Below are 16,323 nucleotides of genomic sequence, written 5' to 3'. Positions count from 1 at the left end.
CCTGATCAAGAGGGTCCAAGGACGGACCGGAGGGTCGCGTCGAGCTTGTCGACGATCTCGTCGAGCTGGCCGTCCTCGAGGATGAAGGGCGGCGCCAGCAGGATATGGTCGCCCCGACGGCCGTCGAGGGTGCCTCCCATCGGATAGCACATCAGACCGTGATCCATGGCCGTGCGCTTGATGGCGGCGTGCAGCTTGCGCTCGGGATCGAACGGGGTCTTGTCGGCCCGATCGGAGACCAGCTCGAGCCCACGGAACAGCCCCCGGCCGCGGATGTCGCCGACGTGGGGATGGTCGCCGAAGCGGTCCTCGAGCCGCCGCTGGAAACCGTCGCCCAATTGCCGCACGCGGGGCAGCAGGTCGCGGGACTCGATGGCGCGCTGCACAGCCAGGGCCGCGGCGCTGGCGGTGGCATGGCCGATATAGGTGTGGCCGTGCTGGAAGAAGCCCGAGCCCTCGGCGATGGCCGAACGGATGCGCTCGCCGACCAGGGTCGCGCCGATCGGCTGGTAGCCCGCGCCCAGGCCCTTGGCGATGGTCACCAGGTCCGGCGCCACGCCCTCCTGCTCGGCGGCGAACAGGCTGCCGGTGCGCCCCATGCCGCACATCACCTCGTCGAGGATCAGCAGGATGCCGTGGCGATCGCAGATCTCGCGCACGCGCTTGAAATAGCCCGGCACGGCGGGCACCGCGCCCAGGGTCGCGCCCACCACCGGCTCGGCGACGAAGGCCATCACCGTCTCCGGCCCCAGGCGCTGGATCTCGTCCTCCAGCTCCCGCGCCAGCCGCTCGCCGTAGGCCTCCGGCGTCTCGCCCTCGGCCTGGCCGCGGTAGGCGTAGCAGGGACTGACGTGGCTGACCTCCACCAGCAGCGGCTCGAACTGGCGCCGCCGCCAGGCATTGCCGCCGGTGGCCAGCGCGCCGAGGGTATTGCCGTGGTAGCTCTGGCGCCGCGCGATCAGGTGCCGGCGCTCGGGCTCACCGCGCTCGATGAAGTACTGGCGAGCCAGCTTCAGCGCCGCCTCCACCGCCTCGGAGCCGCCCGAGACGAAATACACCGAGGAAAGCCCCACCGGCGCACGCTCGATCAGGAAGTCGGCCAGCGCCTCCATCGGCTCGGTAGTGAAGAAGGCGCTGTGGGCGTAGGCCAGCTTGCCGACCTGCTCGCGCACGGCCTCGATCACCTCGGCGTCGCTGTGCCCCAGGCAGGAGACCGCGGCGCCGCCGCAGGCATCCAGATAGCGCCGCCCCTCGGCGTCGATCAGATAGGCGCCGTCGCCGCCGACGGCGGTGGGGTAAGTGTGAGACAGGTGACGATGGAAGACGTGGCTCATGCGACCCTCCTCGGGCCATTTTGCAAACACATTTGCTATTTTGTTTAATCGCAAAGATATTTGCAATAAGTGCCATACCACCCTGACGCCAGTTGCCGCGGCCGCTACAATGCCCTGCCCTTACTCGCCAGCGAACCGGAGCCCACGCCCTTCATGACCGCCGCCTCGCCTTCTCGACCGGACGCACGCCTCGATACCCTCGCCGACCTCGAGCGCCTGCTCGCCGACCTCGAGGCGGGAGACGCCGAGCTGCGCCTGGGCAAGCGATCGCGGCAGGTGCTCTCGGCGCTGGTCGGCATGCCCCAGCAGGCCGCGGTGTCGTCGATCAGCGATCTGGCGGAGCGCCTCGGCGTCAGCCCCTCGACGCTCTCGCGGCTGGCCCAGCGGCTGGACTTCGACGGCTTCGCCGGCCTGCAGGCGGTGTTCCGCCGCCACGTCACCGAAAGAACGCACTTCTACAGCGATCAGGTCTCGCGGCTGCTGGAGGGCGAACAGGACGACGACGCCCTCGGCCGGCTGACCCGGCTGGGCCGCCAGGAGAGCGCCAACCTCGGCGACCTGGTGGCGGGAATGGACGGCGAGGCCTTCACCCGTGCCGCACGGCGGCTGGCGGAGGCCCGGCGGGTGCGGATTCACGGCCGTCGCCAGTTCGCCTCGTTGGCCTCGTTCATGGCCTACGGACTCGGCATGCTGCGCCCCGACGCCGCTGCGCTGGACGCCGCCGGCCACGGCATCGCGGACGCCCTGGCCCGGCTCGACGACAACGACGTGCTGGTGGTGATCAGCGCCTTCCCCTATACGCCGAGCGTGCTGACCTCGGCCCGGGTGGCGGCCCGCCAGGGCGTGCCGGTGATCGCGCTGACCGATGCCGCCGGCTCGCCGCTGGCCCGCGCCGCCAGTGAGCGCTTCGCAGTGCCCAATCAAAGCCTGTTCTTCAGCAACGCCATGTGCGCCTTCATGCTGCTGGCCGAGGGGCTGCTGAGCGAGGCGGCACGCCTGCTGGGTGAAGACGGGCTGGCCTCGCTCGAACGCCGCGAGCGGATGATCGGCGAGCTCGGCGACGCGCTGTAGCGCTCTCTTCGCACGCTCTCCCCGCACGTTCTCCCCACACGCTCTCCCCAGAACGACGACGGCCCCGCGTCCGGCAAGACGCGGGGCCGTCGTCAGAAGCGCAGACGCCTACGGGATAAGCACGGTCGAGCCGGTGGTCTTGCGGCCTGCCAGCGCCTCCTGGGCCTCGGCGGCCTCGGCGAGCGGATAGCGTTGACCGATGTCGATGCTGACCTCGCCGCTTTCGATCCGAGCGAACAGGTCGGCGGCCATCGCTTCCAGTCGCTCGCGGGTATCGGCATAGCCGTTGAGGCTCGGGCGGGTCACGAACAGCGACCCCTTCTGGTTGAGAATGCCGATGTTGACGCCCTCCACCGGGCCCGAGGCATTGCCGAAGCTGACCATCAGGCCACGCTTCTTCAGGCAGTCCAGCGAGGTCTCCCAGGTGTCCTTGCCCACCGAATCATAGACCACGTCGCACATGGCGCCCCCGATCAGCTCGCGAACCCGCTCCACCACGTCCTCGCGGGTGGTGTCGATGGTCGCCCAGGCGCCGTTCTTCTCGGCCAGCGCCGCCTTCTCCGGCGAGCTCACCGTACCGATCAGCTTCACGCCCAGCGCCTTCGCCCACTGGCAGGCAATGGAGCCGACGCCGCCGGCCGCGGCGTGCCACAGGATCGTCTCGCCGCCCTGAAGCGGACAGGTCTGGCGCAGCAGGTACTGCACGGTCAGGCCCTTGAGCATGGCCGCCGCCGCGGTCTCGGCATCGATGCCGTCGGGCAGCGTCACTACCTTCTCCGCCGGCAGCACGTGGCTCTCGGCGTAGGCGCCCAGCGGGCCCTGGGCATAGGCCACGCGATCACCCACCGCCAGATGCTCGACGCCCTCGCCCACCGCATCGACGACGCCCGCGCCCTCGGTGCCGAGCCCCGACGGCAACGCCGGCGCCGGATACAGCCCGGTGCGGAAATAGATGTCGATGAAGTTCAGGCCCACCGCCTGATGGCGGACCCGCACCTCGCCGGGGCCCGGCTCGGCGGGCGTGACATCGACGAGCTCGAGGACCTCGGGCCCGCCGGTGCGGGCGAACTGGATGCGCTTGGCCATGTTGGATACCCTTAAACCGCTAATGAAGGAACCGTCAGTCAAACGCTACCTTACCGTGCGGTCAAGCGTCCCCGCGACCGACAGGGCTTGACAGCCCTGGAAGGCTCGGCGAAGAATGCAAAAGTGTATACAGAAACATCACCAAAGTGACGACAGAAAGGATGCCGCTATGAAAGCTACCAACGCTACCTGGTTGCTCGCCGCCACCGCCCTGGCCGCGACCCTGACCGCCGCCCCCGCCATGGCCCAGGACGGCGAACAGTGCCAGCTGACCATCGAGGGCAACGACCAGATGCAGTTCAACCAGGACGCCATGAGCGTGCCGGCCAGCTGCGACGAGGTCACCGTGACGCTGGAGCACACCGGCCAGATGCAGGCCAACGTGATGGGCCACAACTGGGTGCTCACCGAGACGTCCGACGTTCAGGGCGTGGCCCAGGCCGGCATGGGCACCGGCCTCGAGAGCGACTATCTGCCGGCGGACGACGACCGCGTGCTGGCCGCCACCGACGTCATCGGCGGCGGCGAAAGCACCAGCGTCACCTTCTCTACCGAGGGCCTGGCCGGTCGCGACCTGACCTTCTTCTGCTCCTTCCCCGGCCATTCCAGCCTGATGAAGGGCACCTTCTCCGTCGAAGGGTGATCCTGCCGCGCGCCGCCGCCCGGCGGCGCGCTTCTCGCCTCAGTGACGCGCCGACAGGGTGGCGGGAAAGCTCTCGAGCCCCTTCACGAAGCGCTGTTTGTAGTCGTCGAACTGCGCCCGGTCGCGCTTGAACGACTGCACCACGCCCTGCTCGTCCACCGTCAGCGTGCGCGGAAGGTCATCGAGCCCGGTGGCCGGATGACGCTTCGACAGCCCGATGCGTACGCCCGCCTTGCCGCTGAACCAGCGCTCGATGCCGGCCTCGCGGAAGCGGGCTTCCTGCGTCTCGTCGGTGGCGTCCACGCGCAGCGGCGCGCGCATCGCCAGCTCGCCCACCAGCCGCATCGACGGCGCCTTCACCGTCTCGGTGTCGAGATCCGCCAGCTGCATGACGGTCATGCCCTCACCGGATTCGTCCAGCGCCAGCAGCGCCAGCGCCAGCGGCTTCCCTTGATCGTCGGCCAGCGCCAGCAGACGTGCGGCCTCCTGCGGAAACAGCACGCCCGTCACCCCGGCGAAGGTCACCAGCGGGGCGATGCCGGCGTCCTGGCCATAGGCCTCGGCGCACAGCCGCGCCAGACAGGCCTCACGCTGGGCCGCGTTCTTGATATGCACCACTTTCATCGCTTCCGGCTCTCCTTCATGACTGCCTTCGATGCCCGGCGCAGCCGAGCCTGAAAGCGCGCAGCCTAGCATAGACGCGCCCTTCGCTCTCGCCCCGCTCGGCACCGGGCGGCCAAACGGTCACGAGGCTGTCATCGAGTTTTCCTAATGTATTTGTCGCTCGCCGGCCGTCGGCACATGCACGGCCCGTGCCTTCTCTCAGCCAAGACTCGATGGACAAGGAGATTCCGATGCCACGCCTGTACGCTGGAGCACTGACCCTGGGAATGGCCGCCGCCGGCCTGTCGCTGTCCGCCCACGGGGCCACCGAGATCGCCTGGTGGCACGCCATGGGCGGCGAACTGGGCAACAAGGTCGACGAGATCGCCGCCGACTTCAACGCCTCCCAGGACGACTATGTCGTCGAGCCGTCCTTCCGTGGCAACTACTCGGAAACCATGACCGGCGCCATCGCCGCCTTCCGTGCCGGCGAGGCCCCGGCCATCGTGCAGATCTACGAGGTCGGCACCGCCACCATGATGAACGCCGAGGGCGCCATCGTGCCGGTCCACGAGCTGATGAGCGAGTCGGGCCAGGACGTCGATCCCGGCGCTTTCCTGCCCGCCGTGACCGGCTACTACACCGACGCCGACGGCCGCATGCTGTCCATGCCCTTCAATTCCTCGACGCCGGTGGTCTACGTCAACCGCGACATCCTCGACGAGGCCGGCGTGGACGCGGTGCCGACCACCTGGCAGGGGCTCGGCGAGACCCTGGGCCGAATCGTCGACTCCGGCGCCGCCGAGTGCGGCATGACCACCACCTGGCCGTCCTGGATCCAGCTCGAGAACTTCTCGGCGCGCAACGACCTGCCCTTCGCCACCGAGCAGAACGGCTTCGGCGGGCTCGAGGCCCGCCTGAGCATCGACGACACCGCCGCCGTCGATCACATCCAGCGCCTGGCCGACTGGCAGCAGGACGGCCGCTTCGACTACGGCGGCCGCTTCGACGATGCCGCCCCGGCCTTCTACACCGGCCGCTGCGCCATGCTGATGGCGTCCTCCGCCTCGCTGGCAGGCGTGCGCGCCAACGCCGAGGACTTCGACTTCTCCGTCGCCCCGCTGCCCTACGACAGCGACCTGGTCGACACGCCGCAGAACAGCATCATCGGCGGCGCCTCGCTTTGGGTGCTGGCCGGCAAGAGCGACGAGGTCTATCAGGGCGTGGCGCGCTTCTTCGACTATCTCTCTTCCGCCGAGGTCCAGGCCGACTGGCACCAGTTCTCCGGCTATCTGCCGATCACCCAGGCGGCCTACGAGCTCGGCCAGCAGCAGGGCTTCTACGAGCAGAACCCGGGCAGCGCCGTGGCCATCGAGCAGATGACCGGCGTCACGCCCACGGCCATTTCCAAGGGCCTGCGCCTGGGCAACATGCCGCAGATCCGCGACGTCATCGAGGAGCAGCTGGAGCGCATCTTCAACGGCGACGTGAGCGCCCAGGACGGCCTGAGCGAGGCCGTGCGCCGCGGCAACGCGCTGCTGGAGCGCTTCCAGCAGGCCAACGGCTGATCCGCCCTCCGCCTCCGCCCCGTGCCGGCACGCCGCCCTGGCGTGCCGGCCCTTTTCCTCTCCAGCGATAAACGACCATGGCGACCTTCCAGCGACACCGCGTCACGCCCTGGCTGCTGCTCGCCCCGCAGCTGGCCGTCGTGGCGATCTTCTTCTTCTGGCCCGCCGCCCAGGCCATGCTTCAGGCCTTCTACGTCGAGGATCCCTTCGGCCTCGGCCGCACCTTCGTCGCCTTCGAGAACTTCGCGCGGGTGCTGGCCTCGGCGGAGTACTACCGGGCGCTGGGCATCACCGTGACCTTCAGTGCCGGCGTGGCGCTGGGCGCCATGGCGCTGGCGCTGCTGCTGGCGGTGCTCGCCGACCGGGTGATCAAGGGGGCCGGCGCCTACAAGGCGCTGCTGATCTGGCCCTATGCGGTGGCGCCCGCGGTGGCCGGCGTGCTGTGGGGCTTCATGCTCGACCCGGAGCTCGGCCTGATCAGCGCCGGGCTCGGCGCGCTCGGCATCGACTGGAACCACCAGCTCAACGGCGGCCAGGCCATGGCGCTGGTGGTGATGGCCTCGATCTGGAAGCAGATGAGCTACAACTTCGTGTTCTTCCTGGCCGGCCTGCAGGCGATTCCCAGGAGCCTGCTGGAGGCCGCCGCCATCGACGGCGCCGGCCCCTGGCGGCGCTTCTGGACCGTCACCTTCCCGCTGCTGTCGCCGACCAGCTTCTTCCTGCTGGTGATGAACAGCGTCTACGCCTTCTTCGAGACCTTCGGCACCATCGACGCCACCACCGCCGGCGGCCCCGGCGGTGCTACGCGCACCCTGGTCTACAAGGTCTTCGAGGACGGCTTCATCGGCTACGACCTGGGCTCCAGTGCCGCCCAGTCGGTGCTGCTGATGGGGCTGGTGGGCCTGCTCACCCTGCTGCAGTTCCGCTACCTCGAGCGCAGGGTTCAGTACTGACACCGGAGAGACGCCCATGCGCTACCGCCGCCGCGGCCTGGACATCGCCAGCCACGCGCTGCTGATCCTGGCCCTGATCGCCTTCTGCCTGCCGGTGTGGCTGGCCATCACCGCCGCCACCCACGACCAGGCCTCGCTGTATACCGGCACCGCGCCGCTGTGGTTCGGCTCCGAGGGCCTCGACAACTTCCGCGCCGTGCTCACCGAGCCGGTCGGCCGGCTGGGTACCGACGTCACTCGGCTGCTGCTCAATTCCACGGTCATGGCGCTGGGCATCGCCCTCGGCAAGATCGCCATCGCCATCCTGGCCGCCTACGCCATCGTGTTCTTCCGCTTTCCGCTGCGTCGGCTGTGCTTCTGGCTGATCTTCATCACCCTGATGCTGCCGGTGGAGGTGCGCATCATGCCCACCTACAAGGTGGCGGCCGATCTGGGACTGCTGAACTCCTACGTAGGGCTGATCCTGCCGCTGATCGCCAGCGCCACGGCGACCTTCCTGTTCCGGCAGTTCTACCTCACCGTGCCGCCGGAGCTGCTGGAGGCCGCCCGGGTCGACGGCGCCGGCCCCTGGCGCTTCCTCAGGGACATCCTGCTGCCGCTGTCGACGACCAACATCGCCGCCCTGTTCGTGATCATGTTCCTCTATGGCTGGAACCAGTATCTCTGGCCGCTGCTGATCACCACCGAATCCGATCACATGACCATCGTGGTCAGCCTCAAGCGCCTGCTCTCCTCGGCCGACAACCTGGTGCCCTGGCAGACGGTCATGGCCACCGCCCTGCTGGCCATGCTGCCGCCGGTGGCGGTGATCGTGCTGATGCAGCGCTACTTCGTGAAGGGCCTGGTCGACGCCGAGAAATGACACACTCCAACGGACACGAGAGACGCCTATGGCCACGCTTCGCCTGAATGCCCTGCGCAAGACCTACCCCAACGGCGTCACGGCCCTGCACGGCGCCGACCTCGAGATCGCCGACGGCGAGCTGATCGTGGTGGTCGGCCCCTCGGGCTGCGGCAAGTCCACCCTGCTGCGGATGCTCGCCGGGCTGGAATCGATCAGCGACGGCGAGCTCGTCATCGACGACCGCCGGGTGAACGACCTGGAGCCCGCCCAGCGCGACATCGCCATGGTGTTCCAGAACTACGCCCTCTACCCGCACATGAGCGTGGCCGACAACATGGCCTACGCGCTGAAGAACCGCGGCGTACCCAAGGCCGAGCGCCGCCGCAAGGTGGAGGAAACGGCGCGCCTGATCGGTCTCGAGGACCTGCTCGACCGGCGCCCGAAACAGCTTTCCGGCGGCCAGCGCCAGCGGGTGGCCATGGGCCGCGCCATCGTCCGCGAGCCCCGGGTGTTCCTGTTCGACGAGCCGCTGTCGAACCTCGACGCCAAGCTGCGGGTGCAGATGCGCCTCGAGATCCGCCGCCTGCAGAAGCGTCTCGGCGTCACCGCGGTCTACGTCACCCACGATCAGGTCGAGGCCATGACCCTGGCCGACCGGCTGGTGGTGATGAACGGCGGGCGCATCGAGCAGGTCGGCACCCCGATGCATCTCTACGAGCGCCCCGCCAGCCGCTTCGTAGCCGGCTTCATCGGCTCGCCGGCGATGAACTTTCTCGACGCCCGTCTCGATGCCCGCCGCGCGGGCGACACCCTGACGCTGCCCTGCGGTACCCGGCTGGCCGCACCCTTGCCCGCATCGGCAACCGCCGGCGAAGCCCCGGTCTGCCTGGGCATCCGCCCGGAACACCTGACCGTGGTGCCCGAAGTCGACGTCATCGACGGCGATCTGTCCGCCCGGGTCGAGCTGGTCGAGCCGCTGGGCGCCGACACCCTCGTCCATGCCCGGCTCGAAGGGCAGGACGATCTGGTGGTGGCGCGCGTCGACGGTATCCGCGCGGTGGCCGAAGGCGATAGGCTGGCCCTGCGGCCGGATGCCGGCCGCCTGCATCTCTTCGCCCCCGACACAGGGCAGCGCCTGGACCCCCTGGAGCCCGAATGCCAGCACTCGACCTCCCCCGCCTGATCGCCCATCGCGGCCTCTCCGCCCGCGCCCCCGAGAACACCCTGGCGGCGGTGCGCGCGGCCCATGCGGCCGGCATCATCTGGGTCGAGCTCGACGTGCAGCTGCTCGGCGACGGCACGCCGGTGATCTGGCACGACCGCGACGTGTCGCGCTGCTCGGACGGCCGCGGCCGGCTGGCGGCCATGGACCTGGCCGCGGCCCGACGGCTGGACACGGGTGCCTGGTTCGCCCCCGCCTTCGCCGGCGAGCGGATGGCCACCCTCGACGCAATGCTCGCGCTGCTCGCCGAACTCGGCATGGGCGTGAATCTGGAGCTCAAGGTCAACCGCGGCCACGACCCGGTGGCGCTGGCCGAAGCCGCGCTGCCCGCGCTGATGGAGGCACTGCCCTACGAGCGGCGGCTGGTGTCGTCCTTCGACGAGCGGGCGCTGAGGGTCAGTCGCGCGCTGGCCGGCCCCGAACGGTTGGCCCTGGGGGCGTTGTTCGACCGCGTGCCCCGGGACTGGCAGTCGCGCGCCGAGGCGCTGCAGGCCGTCAGCGTGCACGCCAACTGGAAACCGTTGAAGGCGGAGCGGGCCCGCGCCATCAAGGCCGCCGGCCATGCGCTGATCTGCTACACCGCCAACGACCCGGCCGCCTTCGCCCCACGCTGGGACTGGGGCGTCGATACGGTGATCAGCGACGACCCCACGCGTTTTCGCTGAGCCTCGCACGGCGGTCGGTCCGCGCGTCGATAGTCTCGAAACCGGCGGGCCCGCTCACCGGCGCCATCACCTTTCTGTCATGTCTCGCTGATACAACGGCAACTCGATGACAAGCACCGTGACTCTGGAGATATGTGATGCGACGTTCTTTCCTGCTGGCCGGCATGACCTGCCTGCCCTTCTTATCGGTCACTGCGCAGGCCGATTCGCTCGGCAACCTTGCCTTTTCGGATACGACGCCTGTCACCGCCGGCATGACGCAGCAGGATGCCTACACCATCGTGGGCGATCGCGACCTGATGGCGATGGAGGCCATCAGCGCCAGCGGGCATGCCAATGCCATCATCGAAATTCCGGCGGGAACGTCCGCCAAGTGGGAAGTGAGCAAGGACGATCCGCATGCCGTTTACTGGGAATATGAAGACGGTGCTCCGCGCGTCGTCAACTACCTGGGCTATCCCGGCAATTACGGCGCCATTCCCGGCACTGCTCTGCCGAAAGAGCTGGGCGGTGATGGGGATCCTCTGGATGTCATCGTCCTCGGCCAGGCCATCCCGCGCGGTGAGGTGGCCGAGGTAAGCGTCATCGGTGTGCTCGAGATGCTGGACGACGGCGAACAGGACGACAAGCTCATTGCGGTACTGGCGCACGACTCGCCGTTTTCCCACGTCGAGACGATCGAACAGCTGGATCGCGAATTCCCCGGCGTGAGTCAGATCATCGACCTGTGGTTCGCCAATTACAAAGGGCCGGACGGTGGCATGGAAGGCCTCGGCTACGAGGACGCCGACGTCGCCCTGAACGTGTTGGAAACGGCAGCGGAGAACTTCCAGCAGCAGCCGTGACCCCAGCTCGGCGCCTCGAACGACGGCCTATGGATCGACGATGCCGGATCGGGTGGCCGGGCGCCGCCCATCCGGCATGGCTATCCGGCTCCCGAGCCCCCGGGGCCGGATCCCCGAACCTTCCTGACCACCCGGCGCCCGAGCCAAGACTCGAAGCGCTGAACGGATAAGACCTCGATCCATCGCCACAGGCGTGCGTGCCATCAACGTGCGCCGAACCGCGGCGAATGCGCCACGGTATATTCATTCACCCCTCATCACGGACCCGATCAGCGCCTCGATGGTGGCCGGATCGAGATGCTCCTCCAGGGTATCGGCCAGCCGGTCGAGCTGACGCTCGCGGTGGGCGGCCAGATCCACGGCCGCGCCCTCGCCGGCAAGTCCCAGCATGGCCAGCAGTGCGGCGGCCGCCGGCGCCTCGTCGAACAGGCCGTGCAGGTAGGTGCCCATCACCTGGCCGTCCTCGCTCACCGCGCCGTCCGGGCGGCCGTCCAGGTCGAGCAGCGGCCGCGCCAGCGCCGGGCCCTCGCTGACGCCGTTGTGAATCTCGTAGCCACTCACCGCCACGCCTTCGCCGGCCGGGGTGCCCGCATGAAGGGCAGTGAGCGTGCCGCTCACGTTGCGCAGCTGCTTGCCGGTCACCATGCGGGTGCGCATGGCCAGGAGCCCCAGCCCCGGCACGCTGCCGGCCTCGCCCTCCAGGCCGTCCGGGTCGTCGATGGCCTCGCCGAGCATCTGGAAGCCGCCGCAGATGCCGAGCACCCGGCCGCCGTAGCGCAGGTGACGGCGGATCGCCGGCTCCCAGCCCTCGCGGCGCAGCCAGCCCAGGTCGCTGGCGGTGCTCTTGCTGCCGGGCAGCAGGATGACGTCGGCGGGCGGCATGGCCTGCCCCGGCCCCACCAGCGTCAGCTCGACCCGCGGATGCAGGCGCAGCGCATCGAGATCGGTGTGGTTGCTGATCCGCGGCAGCGCCGGCACCGCCACGCGCAGTCCCGGCGCTTCGGCGGCGCTCGCGGTCAGGCCCAAGCCGTCCTCGGCGTCCAGCAGCAGGCCGTTCAGGTGCGGCAGCACGCCGGTCACCGGCTTGCCGGTGCGCTCGGTAAGCCAGTCGAGGCCCGGCTCGAGCAGCGCGATGTCGCCGCGGAAGCGATTGATCACGAGCCCGGTGGTACGCGCGCGCTCGCTCTCGCTCAGCAGCTCCAGGGTGCCCACCAGCTGGGCGAAGACGCCGCCGCGGTCGATGTCGGCCACCAGCCACACCGGGCAGTCCACCGCCTCGGCGAAGCCCATGTTGGCGATGTCGTTCTTGCGCAGATTGACCTCGGCCGGACTGCCCGCGCCCTCGGCGATCACCAGATCGAAGCGACTTGTCAGTCGCTCCCAGGCTGCCAGCACGGTCTCGCGGGCCTGGCGCTTGAAGGCGTGGTAATCCAGCGCGTCCATGTGACCGTGGACCCGACCGTCGAGGATCACCTGGGCGCCGCGGTCGGTCTCAGGCTTGAGCAGCACCGGATTCATGTCGGCATGGGGCGCCAGCCCGCAGGCCACCGCCTGCAGCGCCGTGGAACGGCCGATCTCGCCGCCCTCCGGCGTCACGGCGCTGTTCAGCGCCATGTTCTGGGGCTTGAAGGGCGCCACCGACACCCCGCGCCGCGCCAGCAGACGGCACAGCCCCGCCACCACCGTGCTCTTGCCGGCGTCCGAGGTGGTGCCCTGGATCATCAGCGCCTTCATCGCTCACTCTCCCGCGCCGAGAGTGCCTCGAACAGCGCCGGCGCATCGGCCACCTCACCCCAGCCGTTACCGTGCACCCGCTCGGCCAGCGGCAGGCGCTGGCGCCAGCCGGCGCGGGCCAGCTCGGGGCGGTCGAGGAACTCGTCGACGTAGCCCAGGCACAGGTAGGCGAGCGGGTAGACGTTCTCCGGCAGGCCCAGCACCTCGGCCAGCTCGTCCTGATCGAGGATACTGACCCAGCCTACGCCGATGCCCTCGGCCCGGGCCGCCAGCCACAGGTTCTGGACCGCCAGGCAGGTGCTGAACAGGTCCATCTCGACGATGCTCTGGCGGCCCAGCACATGCTCGCCGCCGCGGCTGCGGTCGCAGGTGATGCACAGGTTGAGCGGGCTCTCGAGGATGCCCTCCAGCTTGAGCCGGCGATACAGCGCGCCGCGCTCGCCGATGTGGGCCTCGGCCGCCTTGGCGTTCTCGCGCTCGAAGATGGCGTGCACGCGCCCACGCACCGCGCGGTCGTCGATCAGCAGGAAGTCCCAGGGCTGCATGAAGCCCACCGAGGGCGCGTGGTGGGCGGCCTCGAGCAGCCGCGCCAGCACCGCGGGCGGAATCGGGTCCGGGCGGAACTGGGCGCGCACGTCGCGACGCTCGAAGATGGCCCGGTAGAGGCCCTCGCGCTGCGCCTCGGGGAAGGCGTGATCGGGTCGCCCGGTGGGGTCTGCCATGCGGCGGTCTCCTGGAGTTCGTGATGGTGGGACGGCGCTAATGTCACAGGATGATGAGCTTGACCGGCGCCAAGCCGGCACGAGGGCGCTGTGAACCCATCCCTGGGCGCTAACTTTTGCCCTGCGGCGCTCTCGCATCCTGCTCCGCTTGCAGGACCGGTGTTGGCCATCCTTGGCCAACCCGTTCGGCGAGGATCGCCTCACCCATGGCAAAAACCCCTCGCGCCGTCTCGTCCCCGGCGCTCATCCGGCGACAACAGAGCCGAGACGACTACAGCTCGACGCCTTTTTGCGCCTTTATCCCCTGGTCCTTGAAGGCGTGCTTGACCACCTTCATCTCGGTCACGGTGTCGGCCAGCTCGATCAGCGCCTCGGGGGCGTGACGGCCGGTGACCACGGCATGCTGCATGGCCGGGCGGCCCTGGAGGTCGTCGAGCACCCGGTCGAGCTCCAGGTAGCCGTGGCGCAGGGCGATATTGAGCTCGTCGAACAGCACCAGGGCGTATTCCGGGTCGGCCAGCATGCGCCGGGCCTCGGCCCAGGCCGCCTCGGCGGCGCGCACGTCGCGCTCGCGATCCTGGGTGTCCCAGGTGTAGCCCTCGCCCATGACGTGGTAGTCCACGCCCGGCAGCGAGCGATAGAAGGCCTCCTCGCCGGTCTGGAACTTGCCCTTGATGAACTGCACCACGCCAACCTTCATGCCGTGGCCCAGGGCGCGTGCGACCATGCCGAAGCCGGAGCTGCTCTTGCCCTTGCCGGGGCCGGTTAGCACCAGCAGCACGCCCTGCTCCTTGTCGGCGGCGGCAATCCGCTCGTTCATGATCTTCTGCTTGTGGGCCATGCGCACCGCATGGCGCTCGGGGTCGACGTGCTTCATCGGGATCTCCAGCGATCGAGGGAATAGCGTGGTGGTTCTCATGCCATACCGGGGACAAGTCGCAGCGGAGCTCCTACGCCAGGGATGGCGTCGGGAGCTACAAGGATGTATTTATCGCGTCTCCGCGCAGGCTTGTCCCCGGTATCCATCATTCGAGCAGCGGCTGACGCGCCAGCAGATAGACGTCCATGATCCAGCCATGGCGCTCACGCAGCGCGGCACGGCGCTCGACAATGGCGGGGCCGACCTCGGCCAGCGGGCCGTCGATCAGGCACTGCTTGTCCATGCCGAGATAGGCGCCCCACCAGATATGCAGGCCCTTCGGGGCCAGCGTCTGGAAGGCGCCGCCGGCGTCCAGCATCACCGCCAGGCTGGCGGCGTCGCCCGGCCAGCCGCGCTCGCGCAGGCGCCGCCCGGTGGTGATCTGCACCGGCTCGGCCAGGGCATTCAAGGGGATGCGATGCTCGGCGGTCAGCACCTGCAGGCTGGTGATGCCCGGCACCACCTCCACCTCGAGCGTCATGCCGCTTTCTTGCTCAAGCCCAGTCCCCTTCAAGCGCGCGGCGATGCGCAGGCTGCTGTCGTAGAGCGAGGGATCGCCCCAGATCAGCATCGCGACCCGCCCGCCCTCGGGCAGACGCTGGGTCATGTGCTCGCGCCAGGTCGCGGCGATGGCTGCGTGCCAGTCGTCCACCGCGCCCAGATAGTCGTCTCGGCCGTCGCGACGCGGCAGGTCGAACTCCACCACCCGCGATTGTGCGGCCTCGTCGAGCAGTTGGCGGCACAGCAGCCGACGCAGGTCGACCAGGTCCGAGCGGGCCTCGCCCTTGCGCGGCAACAGGATCAGCTCCGCCTCGCGCAGCGCGCGCACGCCGGCCAGGGTGATGTGATCGGGATTGCCGGTGCCGATGCCGATCAGCGACAGATGAATCATGCGCCGCCCTCTCGTTGCTCGCTCTCGCCCATCCAGGCGCCACCCTCGGCGAAGGGCGAGTCCGCCGACTGCGGCCGGAAGCGGCGGTCGTAGCCGATGGCGTAGAGGCAGCTGTCGTCGAAGGTTTCGCTTGCCAGCGCCGGGCCGACCAGGATCAGGGCGGTGCGGTTCATGGCCGAATCGAGGCGCGCGGCGATGGTGTCGAGCCGCCCGCGGATCACCTTCTGGTCGGGCCAGCTGGCGCGCCAGACGATGGCCACCGGGCAGTCGTCGCCGTAGCGGGGTGCGAGCTCCGCCACCACCTGCTCCAGATTGTGAATCGACAGATGGATCGCCAGCGTCGCCCCGGTGCGCGCGAAGTTGGCCAGGGTCTCACCGTCCGGCATGGCACTGGCGCGGCCCGGCGTGCGGGTCAGCACCACCGACTGCGCCACGCCCGGCAGGGTCAGCTCCTGGCCGAGGGTGGCGGCGGCCGCGGCGAAGGCCGGCACCCCGGGCGTGATGGCGTAGGGAATGCCCAGCGCACGCAGCCGGCGCAGCTGCTCACCCATGGCCGACCACACCGACAGGTCGCCGGAGTGCAGCCGGGCCACGTCCTGGCCCGCGGCGTGGGCCGTGGCGATCTCGTCGACGATCTCGTCGAGGGACAGCGGCGCGGTATTGATGATCCGGGCATCCGCCGGGCAGTGATCGAGGATCGCCTCGGGCACCAGCGAGCCGGCGTAGAGGCACACCGGACTGGCGGCGATCAGGTCGCGCCCGCGCAGGGTCAGCAGGTCCGGCGCGCCGGGACCGGCACCGATGAAGTGAACGGTCATGTCGTGTCTCCTGCCGGGATGTCTTGCGCCGCAGCGGCGACGGCCATGGCGGCGGTGGCGCATCGGTCCTTGGAAATCAGCCGCGGGCCGAGCAGCGTCGCGCCCGGCCCGGCCGCCAGTACCGCCACGGCCTCGGCGACGCTGCCGGTGCCGCGGGCCCGCCGGCTGCGTGGAGAATGCGTCAGCGTCTCGGCCGAGGCCAGCGCCTCGTCGGGCACGGCGAGCGTCTCGAGGCCCCGCGCCTCGCCCAGGGCCTGCACTCGCACGCGCATGCTCTCGGCCACGGCCAGCCGATCGGCCGGGCCGTATTGCGCCTCTAGCCGCTCCAGCGCCTCGGCGAGAGAGCCGAGCGTGGCCGAGCCGCGCATGCCGAAACCCGCCACCCTAATCTCACCGCTCATATC

At 69.5% G+C, this 16,323-nt stretch carries 17 protein-coding genes; 8 read left to right on the top strand and 9 right to left on the bottom strand.

Features of this window, described 5'->3' with window-relative positions; genetic code table 11:
• Window positions 1-5 precede the first annotated feature (5 nt).
• Complete coding sequence (locus C9J49_RS03595) at window positions 6-1,334, bottom strand: aspartate aminotransferase family protein (RefSeq protein ID WP_107181233.1); 1,329 nt, start codon at window positions 1,332-1,334, stop codon at window positions 6-8.
• Window positions 1,335-1,487: 153 nt separating this feature from the next.
• Between C9J49_RS03595 and C9J49_RS03590 the strand changes: the two genes are divergently transcribed.
• Window positions 1,488-2,405 (top strand): MurR/RpiR family transcriptional regulator, encoded by a 918-nt coding sequence (locus C9J49_RS03590; protein ID WP_107181232.1) that lies wholly within the window; start codon window positions 1,488-1,490, stop codon window positions 2,403-2,405.
• Between the two features lie 108 nt (window positions 2,406-2,513).
• Here the strand turns inward: C9J49_RS03590 and C9J49_RS03585 are convergent, their stop codons facing one another.
• Window positions 2,514-3,491 (bottom strand): NADPH:quinone reductase, encoded by a 978-nt coding sequence (locus tag C9J49_RS03585; RefSeq protein WP_107181231.1) that lies wholly within the window; start codon window positions 3,489-3,491, stop codon window positions 2,514-2,516.
• Window positions 3,492-3,660: 169 nt separating this feature from the next.
• Between C9J49_RS03585 and azu the strand changes: the two genes are divergently transcribed.
• Window positions 3,661-4,134 (top strand): azurin, encoded by a 474-nt coding sequence (gene azu / locus C9J49_RS03580; protein WP_046079833.1) that lies wholly within the window; start codon window positions 3,661-3,663, stop codon window positions 4,132-4,134.
• A 39-nt stretch (window positions 4,135-4,173) separates the two neighbouring features.
• On the opposite strand, the gene C9J49_RS03575 is transcribed toward azu, so the two are convergent.
• The gene (locus C9J49_RS03575; RefSeq protein ID WP_107181230.1) at window positions 4,174-4,758 is read right to left on the bottom strand and encodes a hypothetical protein; all 585 of its coding nucleotides are present in this window, start codon (window positions 4,756-4,758) and stop codon (window positions 4,174-4,176) included.
• Between the two features lie 230 nt (window positions 4,759-4,988).
• On the opposite strand from C9J49_RS03575, the gene ugpB reads away from it, so the two are divergent.
• From ugpB to C9J49_RS03545, 6 genes are all read left to right on the top strand, one after another.
• A complete protein-coding gene (gene ugpB, locus C9J49_RS03570; protein ID WP_107181229.1) occupies window positions 4,989-6,305 on the top strand; it encodes a sn-glycerol-3-phosphate ABC transporter substrate-binding protein UgpB in 1,317 nt (438 codons plus the stop codon).
• 77 nt (window positions 6,306-6,382) lie between these two features.
• Window positions 6,383-7,258, top strand: coding sequence for a sn-glycerol-3-phosphate ABC transporter permease UgpA (gene ugpA, locus C9J49_RS03565; protein WP_107181228.1), 876 nt, complete (start codon window positions 6,383-6,385; stop codon window positions 7,256-7,258).
• Between the two features lie 16 nt (window positions 7,259-7,274).
• Window positions 7,275-8,120 carry a sn-glycerol-3-phosphate ABC transporter permease UgpE gene (gene ugpE / locus C9J49_RS03560; protein ID WP_107181227.1) on the top strand — a complete coding sequence of 282 codons (846 nt, stop codon included), beginning with the start codon at window positions 7,275-7,277 and terminating at the stop codon, window positions 8,118-8,120.
• 28 nt (window positions 8,121-8,148) lie between these two features.
• Window positions 8,149-9,285, top strand: a complete 1,137-nt coding sequence (locus C9J49_RS03555) for a sn-glycerol-3-phosphate import ATP-binding protein UgpC (protein ID WP_107181226.1) — start codon at window positions 8,149-8,151, stop codon at window positions 9,283-9,285.
• Complete coding sequence (locus tag C9J49_RS03550) at window positions 9,258-9,989, top strand: glycerophosphodiester phosphodiesterase family protein (protein WP_107181225.1); 732 nt, start codon at window positions 9,258-9,260, stop codon at window positions 9,987-9,989. Before C9J49_RS03555 ends, C9J49_RS03550 begins: the two co-directional genes overlap by 28 nt.
• Before the next feature lie 137 nt (window positions 9,990-10,126).
• On the top strand, window positions 10,127-10,834 hold the full coding sequence (locus tag C9J49_RS03545; protein ID WP_107181224.1) for an inorganic diphosphatase: 708 nt from the start codon (window positions 10,127-10,129) through the stop codon (window positions 10,832-10,834).
• A 243-nt stretch (window positions 10,835-11,077) separates the two neighbouring features.
• Here the strand turns inward: C9J49_RS03545 and C9J49_RS03540 are convergent, their stop codons facing one another.
• The 6 genes from C9J49_RS03540 to C9J49_RS03515 form a co-directional block, all read right to left on the bottom strand.
• Window positions 11,078-12,568, bottom strand: coding sequence for a cobyric acid synthase (locus C9J49_RS03540; protein WP_107181223.1), 1,491 nt, complete (start codon window positions 12,566-12,568; stop codon window positions 11,078-11,080).
• On the bottom strand, window positions 12,565-13,290 hold the full coding sequence (gene bluB, locus C9J49_RS03535; RefSeq protein ID WP_107181222.1) for a 5,6-dimethylbenzimidazole synthase: 726 nt from the start codon (window positions 13,288-13,290) through the stop codon (window positions 12,565-12,567). The genes C9J49_RS03540 and bluB overlap by 4 nt, the downstream gene beginning before the upstream one ends.
• 271 nt (window positions 13,291-13,561) lie before the next feature.
• On the bottom strand, window positions 13,562-14,167 hold the full coding sequence (gene cobO / locus C9J49_RS03530; protein WP_107181221.1) for a cob(I)yrinic acid a,c-diamide adenosyltransferase: 606 nt from the start codon (window positions 14,165-14,167) through the stop codon (window positions 13,562-13,564).
• Window positions 14,168-14,315: 148 nt separating this feature from the next.
• Window positions 14,316-15,101 carry a precorrin-6A synthase (deacetylating) gene (cobF, locus tag C9J49_RS03525; protein WP_107181220.1) on the bottom strand — a complete coding sequence of 262 codons (786 nt, stop codon included), beginning with the start codon at window positions 15,099-15,101 and terminating at the stop codon, window positions 14,316-14,318.
• Complete coding sequence (gene cobM / locus C9J49_RS03520) at window positions 15,098-15,919, bottom strand: precorrin-4 C(11)-methyltransferase (protein ID WP_107181219.1); 822 nt, start codon at window positions 15,917-15,919, stop codon at window positions 15,098-15,100. The genes cobF and cobM overlap by 4 nt, the downstream gene beginning before the upstream one ends.
• Entirely contained in the window at window positions 15,916-16,320 is a 405-nt protein-coding gene (locus tag C9J49_RS03515; RefSeq protein ID WP_046079845.1) for a cobalamin biosynthesis protein, read from the bottom strand. The genes cobM and C9J49_RS03515 overlap by 4 nt, the downstream gene beginning before the upstream one ends.
• Window positions 16,321-16,323 lie beyond the last annotated feature (3 nt).

The sequence above is a fragment of the Halomonas sp. SL1 genome, from assembly GCF_003030865.2.
Taxonomy (GTDB): Bacteria; Pseudomonadota; Gammaproteobacteria; order Pseudomonadales; family Halomonadaceae; genus Halomonas; species Halomonas halophila.
The sequence above is the reverse complement of the archived record's forward strand: the minus strand, read 5'-3'. Positions and strand labels throughout refer to the sequence as shown.